The 15,326-nt window shown below is 60.4% G+C and carries 14 protein-coding genes and 1 tRNA gene; 9 read left to right on the top strand and 6 right to left on the bottom strand.

The genetic code is table 11. The annotated features are described in order from the left end of the window. Nucleotides 1–9 precede the first annotated feature (9 nt). The 5 genes from pstB to phoR form a co-directional block, all read right to left on the bottom strand. Complete coding sequence (pstB, locus tag N2600_RS00935) at nt 10–825, bottom strand: phosphate ABC transporter ATP-binding protein PstB (RefSeq protein WP_017966871.1); 816 nt, start codon at nt 823–825, stop codon at nt 10–12. 15 nt (nt 826–840) lie between these two features. Continuing rightward, nucleotides 841–2,163 carry a phosphate ABC transporter permease PstA gene (gene pstA, locus N2600_RS00930; RefSeq protein WP_170258932.1) on the bottom strand — a complete coding sequence of 441 codons (1,323 nt, stop codon included), beginning with the start codon at nt 2,161–2,163 and terminating at the stop codon, nt 841–843. Continuing rightward, complete coding sequence (gene pstC / locus N2600_RS00925) at nt 2,160–3,641, bottom strand: phosphate ABC transporter permease subunit PstC (RefSeq protein WP_170262960.1); 1,482 nt, start codon at nt 3,639–3,641, stop codon at nt 2,160–2,162. Before pstC ends, pstA begins: the two co-directional genes overlap by 4 nt. Before the next feature lie 168 nt (nt 3,642–3,809). Continuing rightward, complete coding sequence (locus tag N2600_RS00920; RefSeq protein WP_017966868.1) at nt 3,810–4,844, bottom strand: substrate-binding domain-containing protein; 1,035 nt, start codon at nt 4,842–4,844, stop codon at nt 3,810–3,812. 599 nt (nt 4,845–5,443) lie between these two features. Next, nucleotides 5,444–6,667 (bottom strand): phosphate regulon sensor histidine kinase PhoR, encoded by a 1,224-nt coding sequence (phoR, locus tag N2600_RS00915; protein ID WP_260297719.1) that lies wholly within the window; start codon nt 6,665–6,667, stop codon nt 5,444–5,446. 242 nt (nt 6,668–6,909) lie between these two features. On the opposite strand from phoR, the gene ppk2 reads away from it, so the two are divergent. Then, nucleotides 6,910–7,791, top strand: a complete 882-nt coding sequence (gene ppk2, locus N2600_RS00910; protein ID WP_222386702.1) for a polyphosphate kinase 2 — start codon at nt 6,910–6,912, stop codon at nt 7,789–7,791. A gap of 56 nt (nt 7,792–7,847) precedes the next feature. Here the strand turns inward: ppk2 and N2600_RS00905 are convergent, their stop codons facing one another. Then, nucleotides 7,848–9,047 (bottom strand): regulator, encoded by a 1,200-nt coding sequence (locus N2600_RS00905; RefSeq protein WP_260297718.1) that lies wholly within the window; start codon nt 9,045–9,047, stop codon nt 7,848–7,850. Between the two features lie 287 nt (nt 9,048–9,334). Here N2600_RS00905 and N2600_RS00900 point away from each other — a divergent pair, with 287 nt between their 5' ends. From N2600_RS00900 to N2600_RS00865, 8 genes are all read left to right on the top strand, one after another. Beyond that, the gene (locus N2600_RS00900; protein WP_170258827.1) at nt 9,335–10,294 is read left to right on the top strand and encodes an NAD(P)H-dependent flavin oxidoreductase; all 960 of its coding nucleotides are present in this window, start codon (nt 9,335–9,337) and stop codon (nt 10,292–10,294) included. A 122-nt stretch (nt 10,295–10,416) separates the two neighbouring features. Continuing rightward, nucleotides 10,417–10,492 (top strand) — tRNA-Thr (locus tag N2600_RS00895). 352 nt (nt 10,493–10,844) lie between these two features. Continuing rightward, nucleotides 10,845–12,488 (top strand): cytochrome-c oxidase, cbb3-type subunit I, encoded by a 1,644-nt coding sequence (gene ccoN / locus N2600_RS00890; protein WP_260298864.1) that lies wholly within the window; start codon nt 10,845–10,847, stop codon nt 12,486–12,488. Nucleotides 12,489–12,491: 3 nt separating this feature from the next. Beyond that, entirely contained in the window at nt 12,492–13,244 is a 753-nt protein-coding gene (ccoO, locus tag N2600_RS00885) for a cytochrome-c oxidase, cbb3-type subunit II (RefSeq protein ID WP_260297717.1), read from the top strand. A gap of 18 nt (nt 13,245–13,262) precedes the next feature. Next, complete coding sequence (locus tag N2600_RS00880; protein ID WP_018484640.1) at nt 13,263–13,433, top strand: CcoQ/FixQ family Cbb3-type cytochrome c oxidase assembly chaperone; 171 nt, start codon at nt 13,263–13,265, stop codon at nt 13,431–13,433. Continuing rightward, nucleotides 13,424–14,302 carry a cytochrome-c oxidase, cbb3-type subunit III gene (ccoP, locus tag N2600_RS00875; protein ID WP_260297715.1) on the top strand — a complete coding sequence of 293 codons (879 nt, stop codon included), beginning with the start codon at nt 13,424–13,426 and terminating at the stop codon, nt 14,300–14,302. The genes N2600_RS00880 and ccoP overlap by 10 nt, the downstream gene beginning before the upstream one ends. Then, the gene (locus tag N2600_RS00870) at nt 14,302–14,493 is read left to right on the top strand and encodes a hypothetical protein (protein ID WP_260297714.1); all 192 of its coding nucleotides are present in this window, start codon (nt 14,302–14,304) and stop codon (nt 14,491–14,493) included. The genes ccoP and N2600_RS00870 overlap by 1 nt, the downstream gene beginning before the upstream one ends. Further along, nucleotides 14,494–15,318 (top strand): DUF2189 domain-containing protein, encoded by an 825-nt coding sequence (locus tag N2600_RS00865; protein WP_260297713.1) that lies wholly within the window; start codon nt 14,494–14,496, stop codon nt 15,316–15,318. Nucleotides 15,319–15,326: the final 8 nt, after the last annotated feature.

Here is a 15,326-nt window from a genome sequence, read left to right as displayed (position 1 = left end):
TCGCCAAAATCAGCCGAAACGACCCATGATGTAGTCCTGGGTGCGCGGGTCGTCGGGATTGGTGAACATCTTGTCGGTGTCGTTTTCCTCGACAAGATTGCCAAGGTGGAACATGGCGGTGCGCTGCGAGACACGCGCGGCCTGCTGCATGGAGTGGGTGACGATGACGATCGTGTAGTTCTCGCGCAGCTCGTGGATCAGTTCCTCGACCTTGGCGGTGGCGATCGGGTCGAGCGCCGAGCAGGGCTCGTCCATGAGGATGACCTCAGGGCTGACGGCAACGGCACGGGCAATGCAGAGGCGCTGCTGCTGACCGCCGGACAGGCCGGTGCCGGATTCATGCACGCGGTCCTTGACTTCGTTCCAGAGACCGGCGCGCTGCAGGCTGGTCTCGACGATCTGGTCGAGGTCGGCCTTCGACTTGGCAAGGCCATGGATGCGCGGGCCGTAGGAGACGTTTTCGTAGATCGTCTTCGGGAACGGGTTCGGCTTCTGGAAGACCATGCCGACGCGGGCGCGAAGTTCGACGACGTCGATATCGGGATCATAGATATCGTCGGTATCAAGCGTGATCTTGCCGGTGACGCGGCAGCCGTCGATCGTGTCGTTCATGCGGTTGAGGCACCGCAGGAAGGTCGACTTGCCGCAGCCGGACGGGCCGATCAGGGCGGTTACGGTGTTTTCGCGGACGTTCAGGTTCACATCGAAAAGCGCGCGCTTCTCGCCATAGTAAACCGAGACTTCCTTTCCGATCATCTTATACGGGACGTTGCTCATCTTGCGATCCAGCGCCTTTTCAACTGCAGCTTCCGTCAACATGTTCATGATGTTTAACTCCGTTTACCAGCGGCGCTCGAAGCGACGACGCAAGAGGATGGCGCCCATGTTCATGACGATCAGGAACAGGAGCAGGACGATGATGGCACCCGAAGTACGCTCAACGAAGGCACGTTCGGCCTCGTTGGCCCACATATAGACCTGTACGGGCAGAGCCGTCGAGGGATCGAGCGGTGTCGTCGGCGCGTTGGCGACGAAGGCGACCATGCCAATCAGGAGCAGCGGCGCGGTTTCGCCGAGCGCGTGCGCCAGGCCGATGATCGTGCCGGTGAGGATGCCTGGCATGGCGAGCGGTAGAACATGGTGAAACACCATCTGCATCTTCGACGCGCCGAGGCCGAGCGCTGCGGCGCGGATCGACGGCGGCACGGCGCGCAGAGCCGCACGCGTGGCGATGATGATCGTCGGCAGGGTCATCAGCGTCAGCACCAGGCCGCCAACCAGCGAAGCCGAGCGCGGCAGGCCGATGAAGTTGATGAAGACGGAAAGACCGAGCAGGCCGTAGACGATGGAAGGAACCGCGGCGAGGTTGTTGATATTGACCTCGATCAGGTCCGTCAGCTTGTTCTTCGGCGCGAACTCCTCGAGATAGATCGAGGCGGCGACGCCGATCGGCAGAGCGAGCACGAGGACGATCAGCATCAGGTAGAGCGAGCCGATCAGGGCGACGCCCAGGCCTGCGGCCTCCGGACGGCTGGAATTGCCGTTGACGAAAAGGCCGGTGTTGAACTGCTTGTGGAGAGCGCCGCTCGCCTTCAGCTCGTTCATCCATGCAACCTGCTTGTCGTTGACCTTGCGGTTCTTCTCATCGACGGAGAGATCGATCTGGCCCTTGCTGGCGCTGTCGACATTGGCGTCGGCGAGCAGAGTGACGTCGACCGTCTTGCCGATGATCGACGGATCGGCGATCACCATATCGCGCAGCTGGATCGGCGCACTCTTCGACAGCATGGCGGATGCATCGCGCACGTCGGGACGGCTCGAGGCATTGATGTTCAGCTGCTTGACGATCGCGTCACGCAGGAGAACCGGATAGTTGGCGGCGATCAGCACCGAAGGGTCGGTCGCACGCTTGTTGTTCGGGTCGATCGTCTTCTCGGAAAACTCGATCGGCAGGGTGATCGCCGTCTGCTGGAAGGCGGTATAGCCTTTGCCGATCACCGTCCACAGCAGGATGAAGAGGAAGACGAGACCGAAGGTGATGGCGGCGATGCCATAGGCCTGGAACCGGCGCTCGGCGGCATAGCGGCGCTTGATGCCGATATCGCGGCGCGCGGGCGCCGTGGAAACGGTGACGCCTGATGTGGGAGAAACAATATCCGTCATTCGTACTGCTCCCGGTATTTGCGCACGATGTAGAGCGCATAGATATTGAGGCAAAGCGTGATGCAGAACAGCGTGATGCCAAGGGCAAAGGCAACCAGCGTCTGCGGCGAGGTGAACTCAAGGTCGCCGGTCAACTGATTGACGATCTTGACGGTCACCGTCGTCATCGGCTCGAAGGGATTGATCTGAATGCGGGCGGCGACACCAGCGGCCAGCACGACGATCATGGTTTCGCCGATGGCCCGCGAGGCCGTCATCAGCAGTGCGCCGACGATGCCGGGAAGGGCTGCCGGCAAGACCACTTTCTTGATGGTTTCGGAGCGTGTGGCACCAAGACCGAGCGAACCGTCACGCAGCGATCGGGGCACGGCGGTGATAATGTCGTCCGACAGCGAAGACACGTAGGGGATCAGCATGATGCCCATGACGATGCCGGCCGTCAGAACGCTCTGCGCCTGGATGAAATTGCTGTAATTGCCGGACAGAAGGCCGCTGATCTCAGCGGAGAAATCGCGCAGGAACGGGCCGACGGTGACGAGCGCGAAGAAGCCGTAGACGATCGTCGGAATGCCGGCGAGCACTTCAAGCAGCGGCTTGGCGACCCCGCGCAGCTTCGGCGAGGCGTATTCGGCCATGTAGATGGCGGCGAAGAGGCCGACCGGCACGGCGACCAGCATGGCGACCAGGCCGATATAGATCGTTCCGAGCAGCAGCGGGATTAGGCCGAACTGACCGAAGGACGAGCTGCCGGCGCCGGCAAAGCGCGGATCCCAGACGGTGCCGAAGAAGAAGTCCATGGCGGGGACGGCGGCAAAGAAGCGGGCGGCTTCCGATAGCATGGAGAACACGATGCCGATCGTCGTCAGAATGGCGATCGAGGAGGCGAGCAGCAGGCCCCAGAGCATGACGCGCTCGACCCGGTTGCGGGCGCGGAAGCGCGGAGCAATGGAGCGCAGCGCATAGAAGGCGCCAGCAATGGCGAGAGCGAAGACAACAGCCGTCATGGCGATGCGGCTCGTCATGCTCAGGGCATTGAGCTTTTTGGCGGCGTCGAGCATGTAAGGCAGCGGCTGGCTGGCAAGCGGCACACCCTTTTCGAGGAGCTTGGCCTGCAGGGCAGCCGGATCGTTGCCGACCGCAGCAGTTTCATCCGAGGTCAGCATCGTCAGGCCGCGGGCGACCGTCGCCACCGTCGAATAGCCAAGATCCTGCTCGACCGAGACTTGCGCCTTGATGTCGTCAGGGAAAGCACCGCGAACCGAGGACTGGATGATGCCGGGGCTGATGGAGAGCCAGAGGCAGAGGACGATGAGGGCGGGAAGAACCGCCCAGATCGCCGCATAGGCGCCGTAATAGGCTGGCCGTGAATGCAAAGCGGAGGATCGGCCTCCGGCAAGCGCCGTGGCCCGGCTGCGCGCGACCAGATAGGCGGCGGCGCCGATCACCCCAAGGCACAAAAGTATGATGGATGTGCTCATTCGATACGTCCCCAGGCCCATAGCCCCAAAAAGCCCGGCAGCTTCATCAGCCTGCCTTCGGCTTCAATCACGGAGAAGGAATTCCAACCCTGCAGCTCCAGAACCGCCGGCGCGCAGGGACATAGACAATGCCGGCGCGGGCTGAAAGGCGCTGCGCCGGCAAAGTGATTACATGGACTTGCCGGCTTCGACGTCCTTGCGGATGGCGTCGCGTTCAGCATCCGGAGCGGCAACGAGGCCGTATTCGGCGAGCGGACCGTCAGGGCCGATCATCTGGTCGGATACGAAGAAGTTGACGTATTCCTTCAGGCCAGGAACGGCGCCGAGATGTGCCTTCTTGACGTAGAAGAACAGCGGGCGGGAAACCGGGTAGGTGCCGTTCGCGATCGTTTCGGTGGACGGAACGATACCGCTCATGCTCGCAACCTTGAGCTTGTCGGCATTGTTTTCGTAGAAGGAAAGGCCGAATACGCCGACGCCGGTCTTGTTGGCGGCGATGCGTGCGAGGGTTTCCGGATAGTCGCCGTCGATGTCGACTGCAACGCCGTCCTTACGGACTGCGACGCAGGCCTTGCCCTGGGCAGCCTTGTCGGCGATTTCCTTGGCGATGACGTCGATTGCGCCAGAGGCCTTGCAGCCGGCGGCGAGCACGTTCTGTTCGAAGACTTCGCGGGTGCCGTGCTTTTCGCCCGGGATGTAGACGGCGATATCAACAGCCGGAAGCTTCGGGTTGACTTCCGACCACTTCTTGTACGGATTAGCGACAAGCTTGCCGTCAACGACGACCTGGGCTGCGAGGGCCTTGTAGATGTCGGCAGGAACATAAGCGACGTCAGGGTTGGAAGCGTCGGTTGCGAAGACGATGCCGTCGTAGCCGATCTTGACTTCCTGGATGTCGGTTACGCCGGCGGCCTTGCAGGCTTCGGCTTCGTTCTTGTTGATCGGACGCGAAGCGTTCGCAATATCGATAGTGTCTTCACCAACACCCTTGCAGAATTCCTTCAGACCAGCGCCCGTGCCGCCGGATTCAACGACCGGCGTCTTGAAGTTGGTGAAGGTTTCGCCGAAGGACTCGGCAACGATCTTTGCGTAAGGCAGGACGGTGGACGAACCAGCGATCTGAATCTGGTCGCGGGCGACGGCAGCGCCAGCGAAAGCAGCAGTTGCAGCGAGCGCGGCAACGGTGAGCTTGAAGGTGTTCATGTAAATCTCCCGGTATTTGGGCTTGTGTGAGTGCGGCCTTAGAGAGGCCCTCGCATGCCTTTTTTCATCGGCGAGACTCTCTTAGCGCTTTATGCACCGTCCTTTTATGTCAAAGCCGTGAAACATTTGTGACAGATTAAGCTCCTGATTTATAAAGTAATATTTTGAATCGGCCGATCGATCATGTCGAGCAACCAGCAAAGTTCGGCGGTCAATCCACCTCGCGTTGTACAAACTGGCTGCACATCAGAAACGGCAGTGAGGCGGCGGCTTTCCGCTTCCGCCGTTTCATTAACGTTGTTCCGCGGTGATTTGGGGCCCAGGTACATGGCGGGGGCATCTCGATTCCCTCTTCTCCCCAGCGGGGAGAAGGTGCCCGTAGGGCGGATGAGGGGGCCGGCGAAGCCGGTCTTTCCAATAACCCGTGAACCGCCTCGACCATCGTCAAGGCCCTTGGGCAGGCGTGGCGGGATAGGTGAATTGCGTGAGAGGTCAGCCGTGCGGCCCCCTCATCCGCCTGCCGGCACCTTCTCCCCGAGGGAAGAAGAGGACATGCCGCGACCTCTCCGTTCCCCGCCCGGTTCTCATAGAGCATTGCGTCAGAAACGCACCGTAAAATTGGTGCCCTTGCCGACTTCCGACTTGACGATCAGCCGTGCCCGGTGGCGGGTGAGGATGTGTTTGACGATGGCAAGGCCGAGGCCGGTGCCCTTTTTCGAGCGGCTGTCCTCGATGCTGACGCGATAGAAGCGCTCGGTCAGGCGCGGCACATGCTCGGCCGGAATGCCTGGGCCCTTGTCGACGATGCTGACCTCGACCGGCTGGCCGGTGCCGTTCTTCAGCCAGACGTCGACGACCTCGCCCTCTTGGCCGTATTTGCAGGCGTTTTCCATCAGGTTCTCGAAGACCTGGACAAGCTCGTCGCGGTCTCCGAGCACCTCGACCTTGCCGTCGGGCAGATGCAGGTTGATGGCGACGCCGACATCCGTTGCCAGCGGCACCAGCGCATCTCTGACATGGCCGAGCAGCGGCACCAGATCGACCTTCTCATCCGGGGCGATGTGCGATTTCAGCTCCAGGCGCGAGAGCGACAGCAGGTCGTCGACCAGCCGGCTCATGCGCGTCGTCTGATCCAGCATGATGTTGAGGAAACGCGCCTGCGCCTTCAGATCGTTCTTCGCCGGCCCCTGGATGGTTTCGATGAAGCCGCGCAGCGAGGCAAGCGGCGTGCGCAGCTCGTGGCTGGCATTGGCGACGAAATCCGACCGCATGCGATCGATGCGGCGGACCTCCGATATATCGCGGAAGGAGAGGATAAAATAGCGCTCATGCGGGCCGTCATCGGCTGCGAATTCTATGGGCGCGCTGCGGACCATATAGACGCGCTCGGACGGCAGCCGCTCGGCATGCTCTATCTGGTTCGGAGCGTTGGTGGCGATGGTTTCGCGCACCATGTCGAGCACGCCGGGCGAGCGCAGGCGGGCCGATATATGGGCGCCGAGCGCCACTTCGCCAAAAGCTTTCTCGGCAGCACGGTTCTGGAAGAGCACCGAGGCGTCGTCCGACAGCACCATGACCGGGATATCGAGGCCGGAAAGCGTGGCGGAAACCTCCGGCAAGCGGCTTGGCGGCGCCTCCGGCTCGATCTCCACCGGCGGGGCCGGTTCGGCCTCGATGATCGGCGCCTCATTGAAAAGCGCGGTGAGGATCATCACAAGCAGGAGGACAAGCACAACCCATTTGTTCATGCCGGCGGCAAGCGCGGCGAGCGCGCTGAGGATCGCCGCAAGCAGCACCGGCCGTTCGCGCCTTATGCGCGCCAACAGGCTTTTTCTCCACGGAGTTTCGTCTTGCAAGTGCCCTCGCGGCGTCGATTCGTTTTTCTCTATATTGAACTCTGCCTGATAGCGGCAATTCATGACAGAAGTTTTCGGGTGGCCGCACCTCAAGCGAAAGGCCGCAGCCGAAACCCACGAAAAATGATCGGCCGCCCGTGAAAGATTTGATTTTCAACGGTAACTATGTTCGCCTGCAGAAAGAGAACAATCAGGCTGAGGAGCACCATATGGACGAGAAGGTCGAAAACAGGGCCGTGGAGCTGGAGATCCGCGGAAAGAAACGCATCTTCGACGTCGACGATCCCGCCCTGCCGGCCTGGGTGGACGAACACGCGCTGGGCTCCGGCGACTTCCCCTACAAGAAGAAGCTCAAGGAAGAGGACTATCTGGAGGAACTGGAAAAGCTGCAGATCGAACTGGTGAAGGTGCAGTTCTGGCTGCAGGCGACCGGCAAGCGGGTGATGGCGCTGTTCGAAGGGCGCGACGCTGCCGGCAAGGGTGGAGCGATCTCGGCCTCTTCGGCGCATATGAACCCACGCCTTGCGCGCGTCGTGGCGCTGACAAAGCCGACCGAGCGCGAACAGGGGCAATGGTATTTCCAGCGTTATGTCGCGCAATTTCCGACATCAGGCGAATTCGTGCTGTTTGACCGCTCCTGGTACAACCGCGCCGGCGTCGAGCCGGTCATGGGTTTCTGCACGCCGCAGCAATATGAGGATTTCCTCAAACAGGCGCCGCAACTCGAAAAGATCATCGCCCATGAGGGCATCTTGTTCTTCAAATTCTATCTCGATATCGGCCGCGAGATGCAGTTGAAGCGTTTCCACGATCGCCGGCATGATCCGCTGAAGGTCTGGAAACTGTCGTCGATGGACATCGCAGCGCTGACGAAATGGGACGATTACAGCGACAAGCGCAACCGGATGCTCAAAGAAACCCATACGGATTTCGCGCCCTGGACGGTAATCCACGGCAATGACAAGCGGCGGGCGCGCCTCGAACTCATCCGCCACATGCTGAACAGGATGGATTATGACGGCAAGGACAAACAGGCGCTCGGCACGGTCGATGCAGAGATCATCGGCTCAGGGCCTGGATTTCTGAAATAGGGCTTCCTGAAATAGGCGTTGGCTAAACGGGGTCACCGGCTCCGCCGGGACCGAGGTCACTGCCCCGGCAGGATGCGGATGGCGAAGAGGTTGATGCCGCGCGCCTTGCCGTCGAGATCGCTGTTGATCGTCAGCGTGCCCGGCGAATTCGGCGCGAGCGAGCGGTCGAACTTTACCTGCAGCAGCGCATCCGACTTTTCCCGGGTGACGTTGAAGCGATGGCGGGCGCAATTGCCGAGCGTCTGGAAATTGCACTCGACGGTGACCTGGGTCGGCTCGTCGCTGGTCGACTGCAGCGTCAGCGCGATCGTCGAGGATTTGCCGGCCAACTGCTGCAGCACCGAAGGGGGAACGCTGATCGAGACATTGCCATCGGCTGCACCGCTTTCGGAAATCAGCCGGACGGCGGGGCCATCATTCTCGTCGATTTTTTCGATGCGGGCCCGCGGGCCGCTTTGAATCTTGTCGGCGTTCTCAGGCTTGAACAGCGGGATCCAATCGGCCGAGAAACTGTTCTGCGGATCGATGGTCACCGGCTCATCGGTGTGAGAGCCCGCATTCCCGGCGCTGTCGTCATTGCCGGTGAAATCCTCGGGCTGGGTGCTTGCCGGCGGATTGGCAACGCTGGTGTCGCGCTCGGCCGCCGTCATCAGCAGGCCCGATGTATGTGCCCACCAGGCGCCGATGCCGATGAAGGCGAGCAGGACGCACCAGACGAGCAGCCTCGAAAAAAACTTGCGCGGCTTGCGGCGGCCTGCCGCCCGCTCCGGGCGGAAATCCATATTGGTGGCGCGCTGACCCCGGGCAAGCCGCTCCTCGCCGACGGGGGCGGCAGCCAGGTGATCGGCATTGCCGGCATGCACGTCATGGAGGCTGGACTCGTCGCCGCGGCTGAAGGCCACCTCGGGGGTGCGGGTTTCGCCTGCGGGCACGGGACTATCGATAAGGCTGTCGATATCGGCCACGTCACCGCGCGGAACCGGCGGCGCCGGCATTTCCACGACCGGCGGCACGGGCACTTCAGGCGGCCTCTGGCGGGGGTGAAGGCGCTCGCGCTCCTCGCCTTCGATGGCGTGGATGGTGCTTTCCAGGCGATGGCGGTGATGGGCGACGACTTCGGTGTCGGTGATATCCTGCTTGCGCAGGCCGGCTTCCAGCGCCTGGCGGGCCGACTGATAGATCCTCGCTCGAACCTCCGGATTATCGCGATCGGAATTTTCGAGCGCAGTTCTGATGGCCGTTTCTAATCCGCTCACGTCAAGTCCTTCACCTTGAATTCGGCATCGGACTGCAATCCCCGCCGTTCTCCATCAAAATTCGGTAGCGGCAAGTGCGGCAAACCGCAAGCCTTGCGAGGGCGGGCCGCAGTTGATCGGCGGGGATAGTCGGCAGGTTTCACCGCTGCGGGCCTTATTATATGAGCTTTCTCGGACGTATATATTCCGGCTGAAATCGACGAAGGCATGGCAGCCGCTCTTTTATCGCATTTTCATCCCTGTTATGAGATTGACGTTTTCGTAAACGTCAGTGGAAGCGGTGAACCATGGCCCTGCCCCCGATCCTCAAGGACAGATTGAGACTGCCGGTCATCGGCTCGCCGCTGTTCATCATCTCGCATCCGGCGCTGACGCTGGCGCAATGCAAGGCAGGCATCGTCGGAGCGTTTCCGGCGCTGAACGCCCGGCCGGAAAGCCAGCTCGACGAATGGCTGGCCGAGATTACCGAGGAGCTTGCCCGCCACGACACCGCCCATCCCGAGCGGCCGGCCGCGCCCTTTGCCGTCAACCAGATCGTCCACATGTCGAACAAGCGGTTGGAGCATGACCTTACGCTCTGCGTCAAATACAAGGTGCCGATCGTCATCTCCTCGCTCGGCGCCGTGCCCGAGGTCAACGCCGCCGTGCACTCCTATGGCGGCATCGTGCTGCATGACATCATCAACAACCGCCATGCCCATTCGGCGATCCGCAAGGGAGCCGACGGGCTGATCGCAGTTGCCGCCGGGGCCGGCGGCCATGCCGGCACGCTGTCGCCCTTTGCCCTCGTCCAGGAAATCCGCGAATGGTTCGACGGGCCGCTGCTGCTGGCCGGCGCCATCGCCACCGGCGGCGCCATCCTCGCCGCAGAAGCGATGGGCGCCGACATGGCCTATATCGGCTCGCCCTTCATCGCAACGCAAGAGGCGCGCGCCGCGGACGCCTACAAGCAGGCGATCGTCGAAGGCGCCGCTGGCGATATCGTCTATTCCAACTATTTCACCGGCGTGCACGGCAACTATTTGAAGCCCTCGATCGTGGCTGCCGGCATGGACCCCGACAACCTGCCCTTAGCCGATGCCTCGAAGATGGATTTCGAGCAGGCTATCGGCGGCGCCAAGGCCTGGAAGGACATCTGGGGCAGCGGCCAGGGCATCAGCGCCATTAAGGCCGTCGAGCCGGTCAAAAAATTCGTCGACCGGCTGGAGGCCGAATACAGGGCGGCGCGCGCCCGGCTGGCGCTCTGAGGCGCGCCTTCTTGGCCCCTCCCCTCTTTTTTGCCAAAGCCATGACAGGGTGCTTGAATTCTTCGATCAATGCCTGTATCAGCGCCATGCAAATCGCAGGCCGCATGCTTCGGCCGCGAGGGGCCGCTTTAGCTCAGGTGGTAGAGCACATCATTCGTAATGATGGGGTCGCAGGTTCGAGTCCTGCAAGCGGCACCATTTCTTTCAAGCACTCCGGCCGGCTCCAATTTTCTCGCTCATCCTATTACATGATTTCCTAAATCGGAATCGATTTAAGGAATTATGCAGCAATTCAAAGTGTTACAGCGTCTTCGCGTCTGAAAAGACGCGTGGCGCCTCGGCTAGTGACGAAGCTCGTCTGCGTCAAATGACAACGGGAACGTTCGCTCCCATGGCCGAATAATACGACCTTCTGTTTCAGGGCCAAATCGGCCCAACAGCGATTGTGATGGACGATCTAGTCTATTTTAGCGTGTGCACACTCGCAGAACTGATTGCCTTTCAACGCTTTGTGGAGCACCATCATCGGCACAGCCGGGGGGATGGAACAATGGGACAGCTCACGAGCACGGAGCGGGGGTTTGCGGCAGCTATACTTATCGCTTTGATGGTTGTCGGCGTCGCGATGGCCGCTGCTGGCCGCTTTGATCCCTTCGGCATACACGGCGTTATCGTCTTCGTGTATTGCGGCGCGTTGTTCTGCTACATCCTGACTTTGGCTTTCAGCGAAGAACCGGATGCTTCGCGCTTTTTCAGCTACTATGACGATCCGATCAAGGTCGGCGTGGCCCTCACATTGGCGTGGGCGGTCTTTGGTATGTTCATCGGCGTCTGGGCAGCCGCACAGCTTGCCTGGCCGAGCCTGAATTTCGATACGGCGTGGTCGAGCTTCGGTCGTATACGGCCCGCCCATACCACAGGGGTGATCTTCGGCTTCGGCGGAAACGCCTTGATCGCGACATCATTCCATGTCGTACAGCGAACATCGCGCGCAAGGCTGGCCGATCAACTCTCGCCGTGGTTCGTGATCTTCGGCTTCAACCTTTTCTGTCTGATCGCGGTCAGCGGGTATTTCATGGGCGTTACCCAGTCCAAGGAATACGCGGAAGCGGAATGGTACGCCGACCTCTGGCTCGTGATCGTTTGGATCGCCTATTTCGCGCTCTTCGTACGCACCTTGGCGCGGCGCAAGGAACCCCACATCTACGTGGCCAACTGGTATTATCTCGCCTTCATCATCGTGGTGGCGATCCTCCATATCGTCAACAACCTGGCGGTGCCGGTATCGTTCGGACACGCCAAAAGCTACACGGTCTGGCCCGGTGTACAGGATGCGATGGTCCAGTGGTGGTACGGGCACAACGCCGTGGCGTTTTTTCTGACGTCGGGCTTCCTTGGGATGCTCTACTATTATCTGCCGATCCGCGCCGAGCGGCCGATTTTTTCCTATCGATTGTCCATTCTCAGCTTCTGGGGGATCACCTTCTTCTACATGTGGGCGGGATCCCACCATCTCCATTACACCGCGCTGCCTATCTGGGTGCAAAACCTTGGAATGACGTTTTCGGTCATGCTGCTGGTTCCGTCGTGGGCATCGGCCGGAAACGCCTTGCTGACATTGAACGGGGCCTGGCACCGCGTCCGTGACGACGCCACTCTTCGCTTCATCATGATGGCGGCGTTCTTCTACGGTCTGTCGACATTCGAAGGGTCTTTCATGGCAATCAGACCCGTCAACTCACTGTCTCATTATACCGATTGGACGGTCGGACACGTTCATGCCGGTGCGCTGGGCTGGGTTGCCATGATAACGTTCGGCGCGTTCTACACACTCGTTCCATCGATCTGGAAACGCGAAAGGATGTATTCTGCAGCCCTGGTCGAAGTCCACTTCTGGTTGGCGCTTGCAGGCACGCTCATCTACGTCTTCGCCATGTGGAATTCCGGCATCATCCAGGGCTTGATGTGGCGCACATATTCAGCCGACAACACCCTGGTCTATTCATTCGTCGACAGTCTGCTGGCGATGTATCCCTACTATATCGCACGCGCTTTCGGAGGGCTGCTTTTCCTCCTTGGGGCGATCGTGGCGAGCTTCAATATCTGGATGACTGTCCGAACGGCTCCCGCCGTGGGAGCAGTTCATGACGCGCCCCTGACTTCGGGCCTTCTCGAAAATGCGCCGGCGGAGTGAGAGATGAGCGAACCTCTGCATGGAAGACTGGAACGGACGGCCGTCGGGTTTATGCTGGCTATCGTTGTGGCGGGAAGCGTCGGCGGGCTTGTCGAAATCGCCCCGCTGTTCACGATCCACGAGACGGTCGAGGACGCCCCCGACATGAGAGTGTACACACCCCTCGAGGCGGCGGGCCGGAACATCTATGTGCGAGAAGGCTGTTACGCCTGCCACAGCCAGATGATCAGAACGCTGCGGGACGAGGTCGAGCGGTACGGTCCTTATTCTCTTGCGGTCGAATCCAAGTATGACCATCCCATGTTGTGGGGATCAAAGCGCACCGGTCCCGATCTGGCGCGCATCGGCGGTAAGTATTCCGATCTCTGGCACGTGGCCCATTTGATCAACCCTCGCGAGGTCGTCCCGGAATCCAACATGCCGTCCTATCAATGGTTGGCGACAACCCCGCTCGATCTGGCCGATCTGCGTGACCAACTGGCGGCCCTGAGAACCGTGGGAGTGCCCTATACGGACGAGATGGTCGCAAACGCGTCTGCCGATGCCTTCGGCCAGGCCAATCCAGACAGCGAACAGTCCTCAGGCGTCACGGAACGTTATGGGCAGGACACGCAGGTTTCCGCGTTTGACGGCGTAAAAACCAGCGTGACGGAAATGGACGCGATGGTCGCCTATCTGCAGGTGCTTGGTCGGCTCACGAAGGCTGCCTATCAGAACACTGCGGCACCGGAGCAGGTGCCGAACCCCAACAATTGATTCCTCAGGGGATTTGAAATGGATCTTAGCCACGAAACCATGTTGGAACTGTCCAAGGTTTGGGGCCTGTTCTATCTCATTCTGTTTTCGATCGGGGTGATCATCTACACCTTCTGGCCTTCCAACAAGGCGCGTTTCGATCGGGCGGAAACGGACATATTCGATAAGGACGACACCCCATGGCGATAGAGGAAGTCGATCCCGTAACAGGCCGGAAGACGACGGGACACATTTGGAACGGCATCAAGGAGCTCGATACTCCTGTACCGCGCGGGGTTCTGCTCTTCCTCATCATCACCCACCTGTTCGCCGCTCTCTGGTGGATACTGTATCCGACCTGGCCGCTTGGAAGCACGTATACGAGGGGCCTGATCGGCACGGGTCAAAAGCAGGCGGTAGAGCGAAAGATCATAGAAGCCGACGCTTCGCGCGCGCTCTGGATCGAGAAGATCGAGACCAGTTCCTTTGATGCAATCCGTGCAGACGCAAAGCTGATGGAGAAAGTGGCCTCCAGCGGCCACCAGTTGTTCGGAGACAACTGCGCCGCCTGTCATGGAAGGGACGGCAAGGGCGGACGAGACTTCCCCGACCTGACCGATAACGATTGGCTTTGGGGTGGAGGACCAGAAAAGATCGTCCAGACCATGACGGTGGGAGTCAATACGACGCACTCGCAAAGCCGCGTGTCGCAGATGCCTGCGTTCGGAACAGACGAAATGCTCAACCGAAAACAGGTGAGCGACGTCGCCGCCTATGTCTATTCGTTGAGCAATACGTCCACCGAAGCCGCAGACGCCAGCCAGATAGCTGCTGGCCGCGAGGTGTTCATGGCCAGCTGCGTCGCATGCCACGGCGAAGATGCCAAAGGCAAACAGGATGTCGGTGCGCCGAACCTGACCGATAGCCGCTGGATTTATGGCGGGGGCATCGAACGGATCGTCCAGTCGATCCATGGCGGACGGCAGGGACATATGCCGACCTGGGACGAACGCCTAAGTCCAGCTGAGATAAAGATACTCGCGCTTTATGTGAACAAGCTGGGTGGGGGTCAACAGTGATGGCCCAAGCGAAGAGACCTATACCACGCGCTTTCAAGTGGCTGCTGATCGGGCTGACCGGGGCGATCTTTGTCTGCGCTAACGCCCATTTTGTTTACATGGCGATCGCCACCCAGCCCGCCTGCATCGAGCATATCAAGGAAAAAGGCCAGCAGCCCAACCAATTCAGAGCCGCCGCTTCAGCTTGCTGAATGCGCGAGGAGGATCAGATGCCGCAGGACGACACTTCCGGCCGATATCGGAGCGAGGTATCGGGGATACAGGAGACGATGAATCCCAAGTGGCAGCGGCATCTGCCCCTCGGTGCTGCTTTCGGTTGGCTTGGCCAAGGCTGGCAGGACTTGATCCGGCAACCCTGGCCAAGTCTGGCCTACGGGTTCGTGGTGTTCTTACTGGCGTTGGCGGCCACCGTGATGCTGTTTCGGCTCGAGCGCGACTATCTTCTCTTTCCCGCATTGGCGGGCATATTGATCGTCGCGCCGATCTTTGCCGCAGGGCTCTATGTCAAGAGCAGGAGTTTGGCGAACGGGGAGCGCATCACGCTTCGGGAGATGTTATTCGTCCGGCCGAGAGCTGGAGGGCAGGTGTTTTTCACGGGAATGCTGCTGTGCATGGTGATGCTGCTCTGGATGAGGGCGGCGGTCATTATCTACGCGCTCTTTTTCGGCGTTAATCCGTTCCCCGGCCTTGATGGCGTAGCAAGGCTATTGGTCACCACCCCCTCGGGCTGGGGCATGCTGATCGTCGGCCTGTGCGTGGGCGCATTGTTTGCTGGATTCGCTTTTGCAATCGGGGTGTTCTCAATTCCGATGCTGCTGGATGAGCGCATCGACGCCTTCACAGCGATGGGCGTCAGCGTTGTCATGGTCTGGAACAACATGGGACCGTCAGTGGTCTGGGGCGCGATCGTGCTCGCCCTCTTCCTCGCCAGCCTGCTGACAGGACTTGTCGGACTGATAGTCGTTTTTCCTTTGCTCGGCCACGCCACATGGCATGCCTACAAGGCAATGAGGTAGCGAGGAAC

Source organism: Rhizobium sp. WSM1274, assembly GCF_025200775.1.
Classification (GTDB): domain Bacteria; phylum Pseudomonadota; class Alphaproteobacteria; order Rhizobiales; family Rhizobiaceae; genus Rhizobium; species Rhizobium leguminosarum_I.
The sequence above is the reverse complement of the archived record's forward strand: the minus strand, read 5'-3'. Positions and strand labels throughout refer to the sequence as shown.

What these genes read in the sequence shown, in the direction of transcription:
- pstB (WP_017966871.1), bottom strand. Translation starts at nt 825, where the DNA reads ATGAACATGTTGACGGAAGCTGCAGTTGAAAAGGCGCTGGATCGCAAG.
- pstA (WP_170258932.1), bottom strand. Translation starts at nt 2,163, where the DNA reads ATGACGGATATTGTTTCTCCCACATCAGGCGTCACCGTTTCCACGGCG.
- pstC (WP_170262960.1), bottom strand. Translation starts at nt 3,641, where the DNA reads ATGAGCACATCCATCATACTTTTGTGCCTTGGGGTGATCGGCGCCGCC.
- N2600_RS00920 (WP_017966868.1), bottom strand. Translation starts at nt 4,844, where the DNA reads ATGAACACCTTCAAGCTCACCGTTGCCGCGCTCGCTGCAACTGCTGCT.
- ppk2 (WP_222386702.1), top strand. Translation starts at nt 6,910, where the DNA reads ATGGACGAGAAGGTCGAAAACAGGGCCGTGGAGCTGGAGATCCGCGGA.
- N2600_RS00900 (WP_170258827.1), top strand. Translation starts at nt 9,335, where the DNA reads ATGGCCCTGCCCCCGATCCTCAAGGACAGATTGAGACTGCCGGTCATC.
- ccoN (WP_260298864.1), top strand. Translation starts at nt 10,845, where the DNA reads ATGGGACAGCTCACGAGCACGGAGCGGGGGTTTGCGGCAGCTATACTT.
- ccoO (WP_260297717.1), top strand. Translation starts at nt 12,492, where the DNA reads ATGAGCGAACCTCTGCATGGAAGACTGGAACGGACGGCCGTCGGGTTT.
- N2600_RS00880 (WP_018484640.1), top strand. Translation starts at nt 13,263, where the DNA reads ATGGATCTTAGCCACGAAACCATGTTGGAACTGTCCAAGGTTTGGGGC.
- ccoP (WP_260297715.1), top strand. Translation starts at nt 13,424, where the DNA reads ATGGCGATAGAGGAAGTCGATCCCGTAACAGGCCGGAAGACGACGGGA.
- N2600_RS00870 (WP_260297714.1), top strand. Translation starts at nt 14,302, where the DNA reads ATGGCCCAAGCGAAGAGACCTATACCACGCGCTTTCAAGTGGCTGCTG.
- N2600_RS00865 (WP_260297713.1), top strand. Translation starts at nt 14,494, where the DNA reads ATGCGCGAGGAGGATCAGATGCCGCAGGACGACACTTCCGGCCGATAT.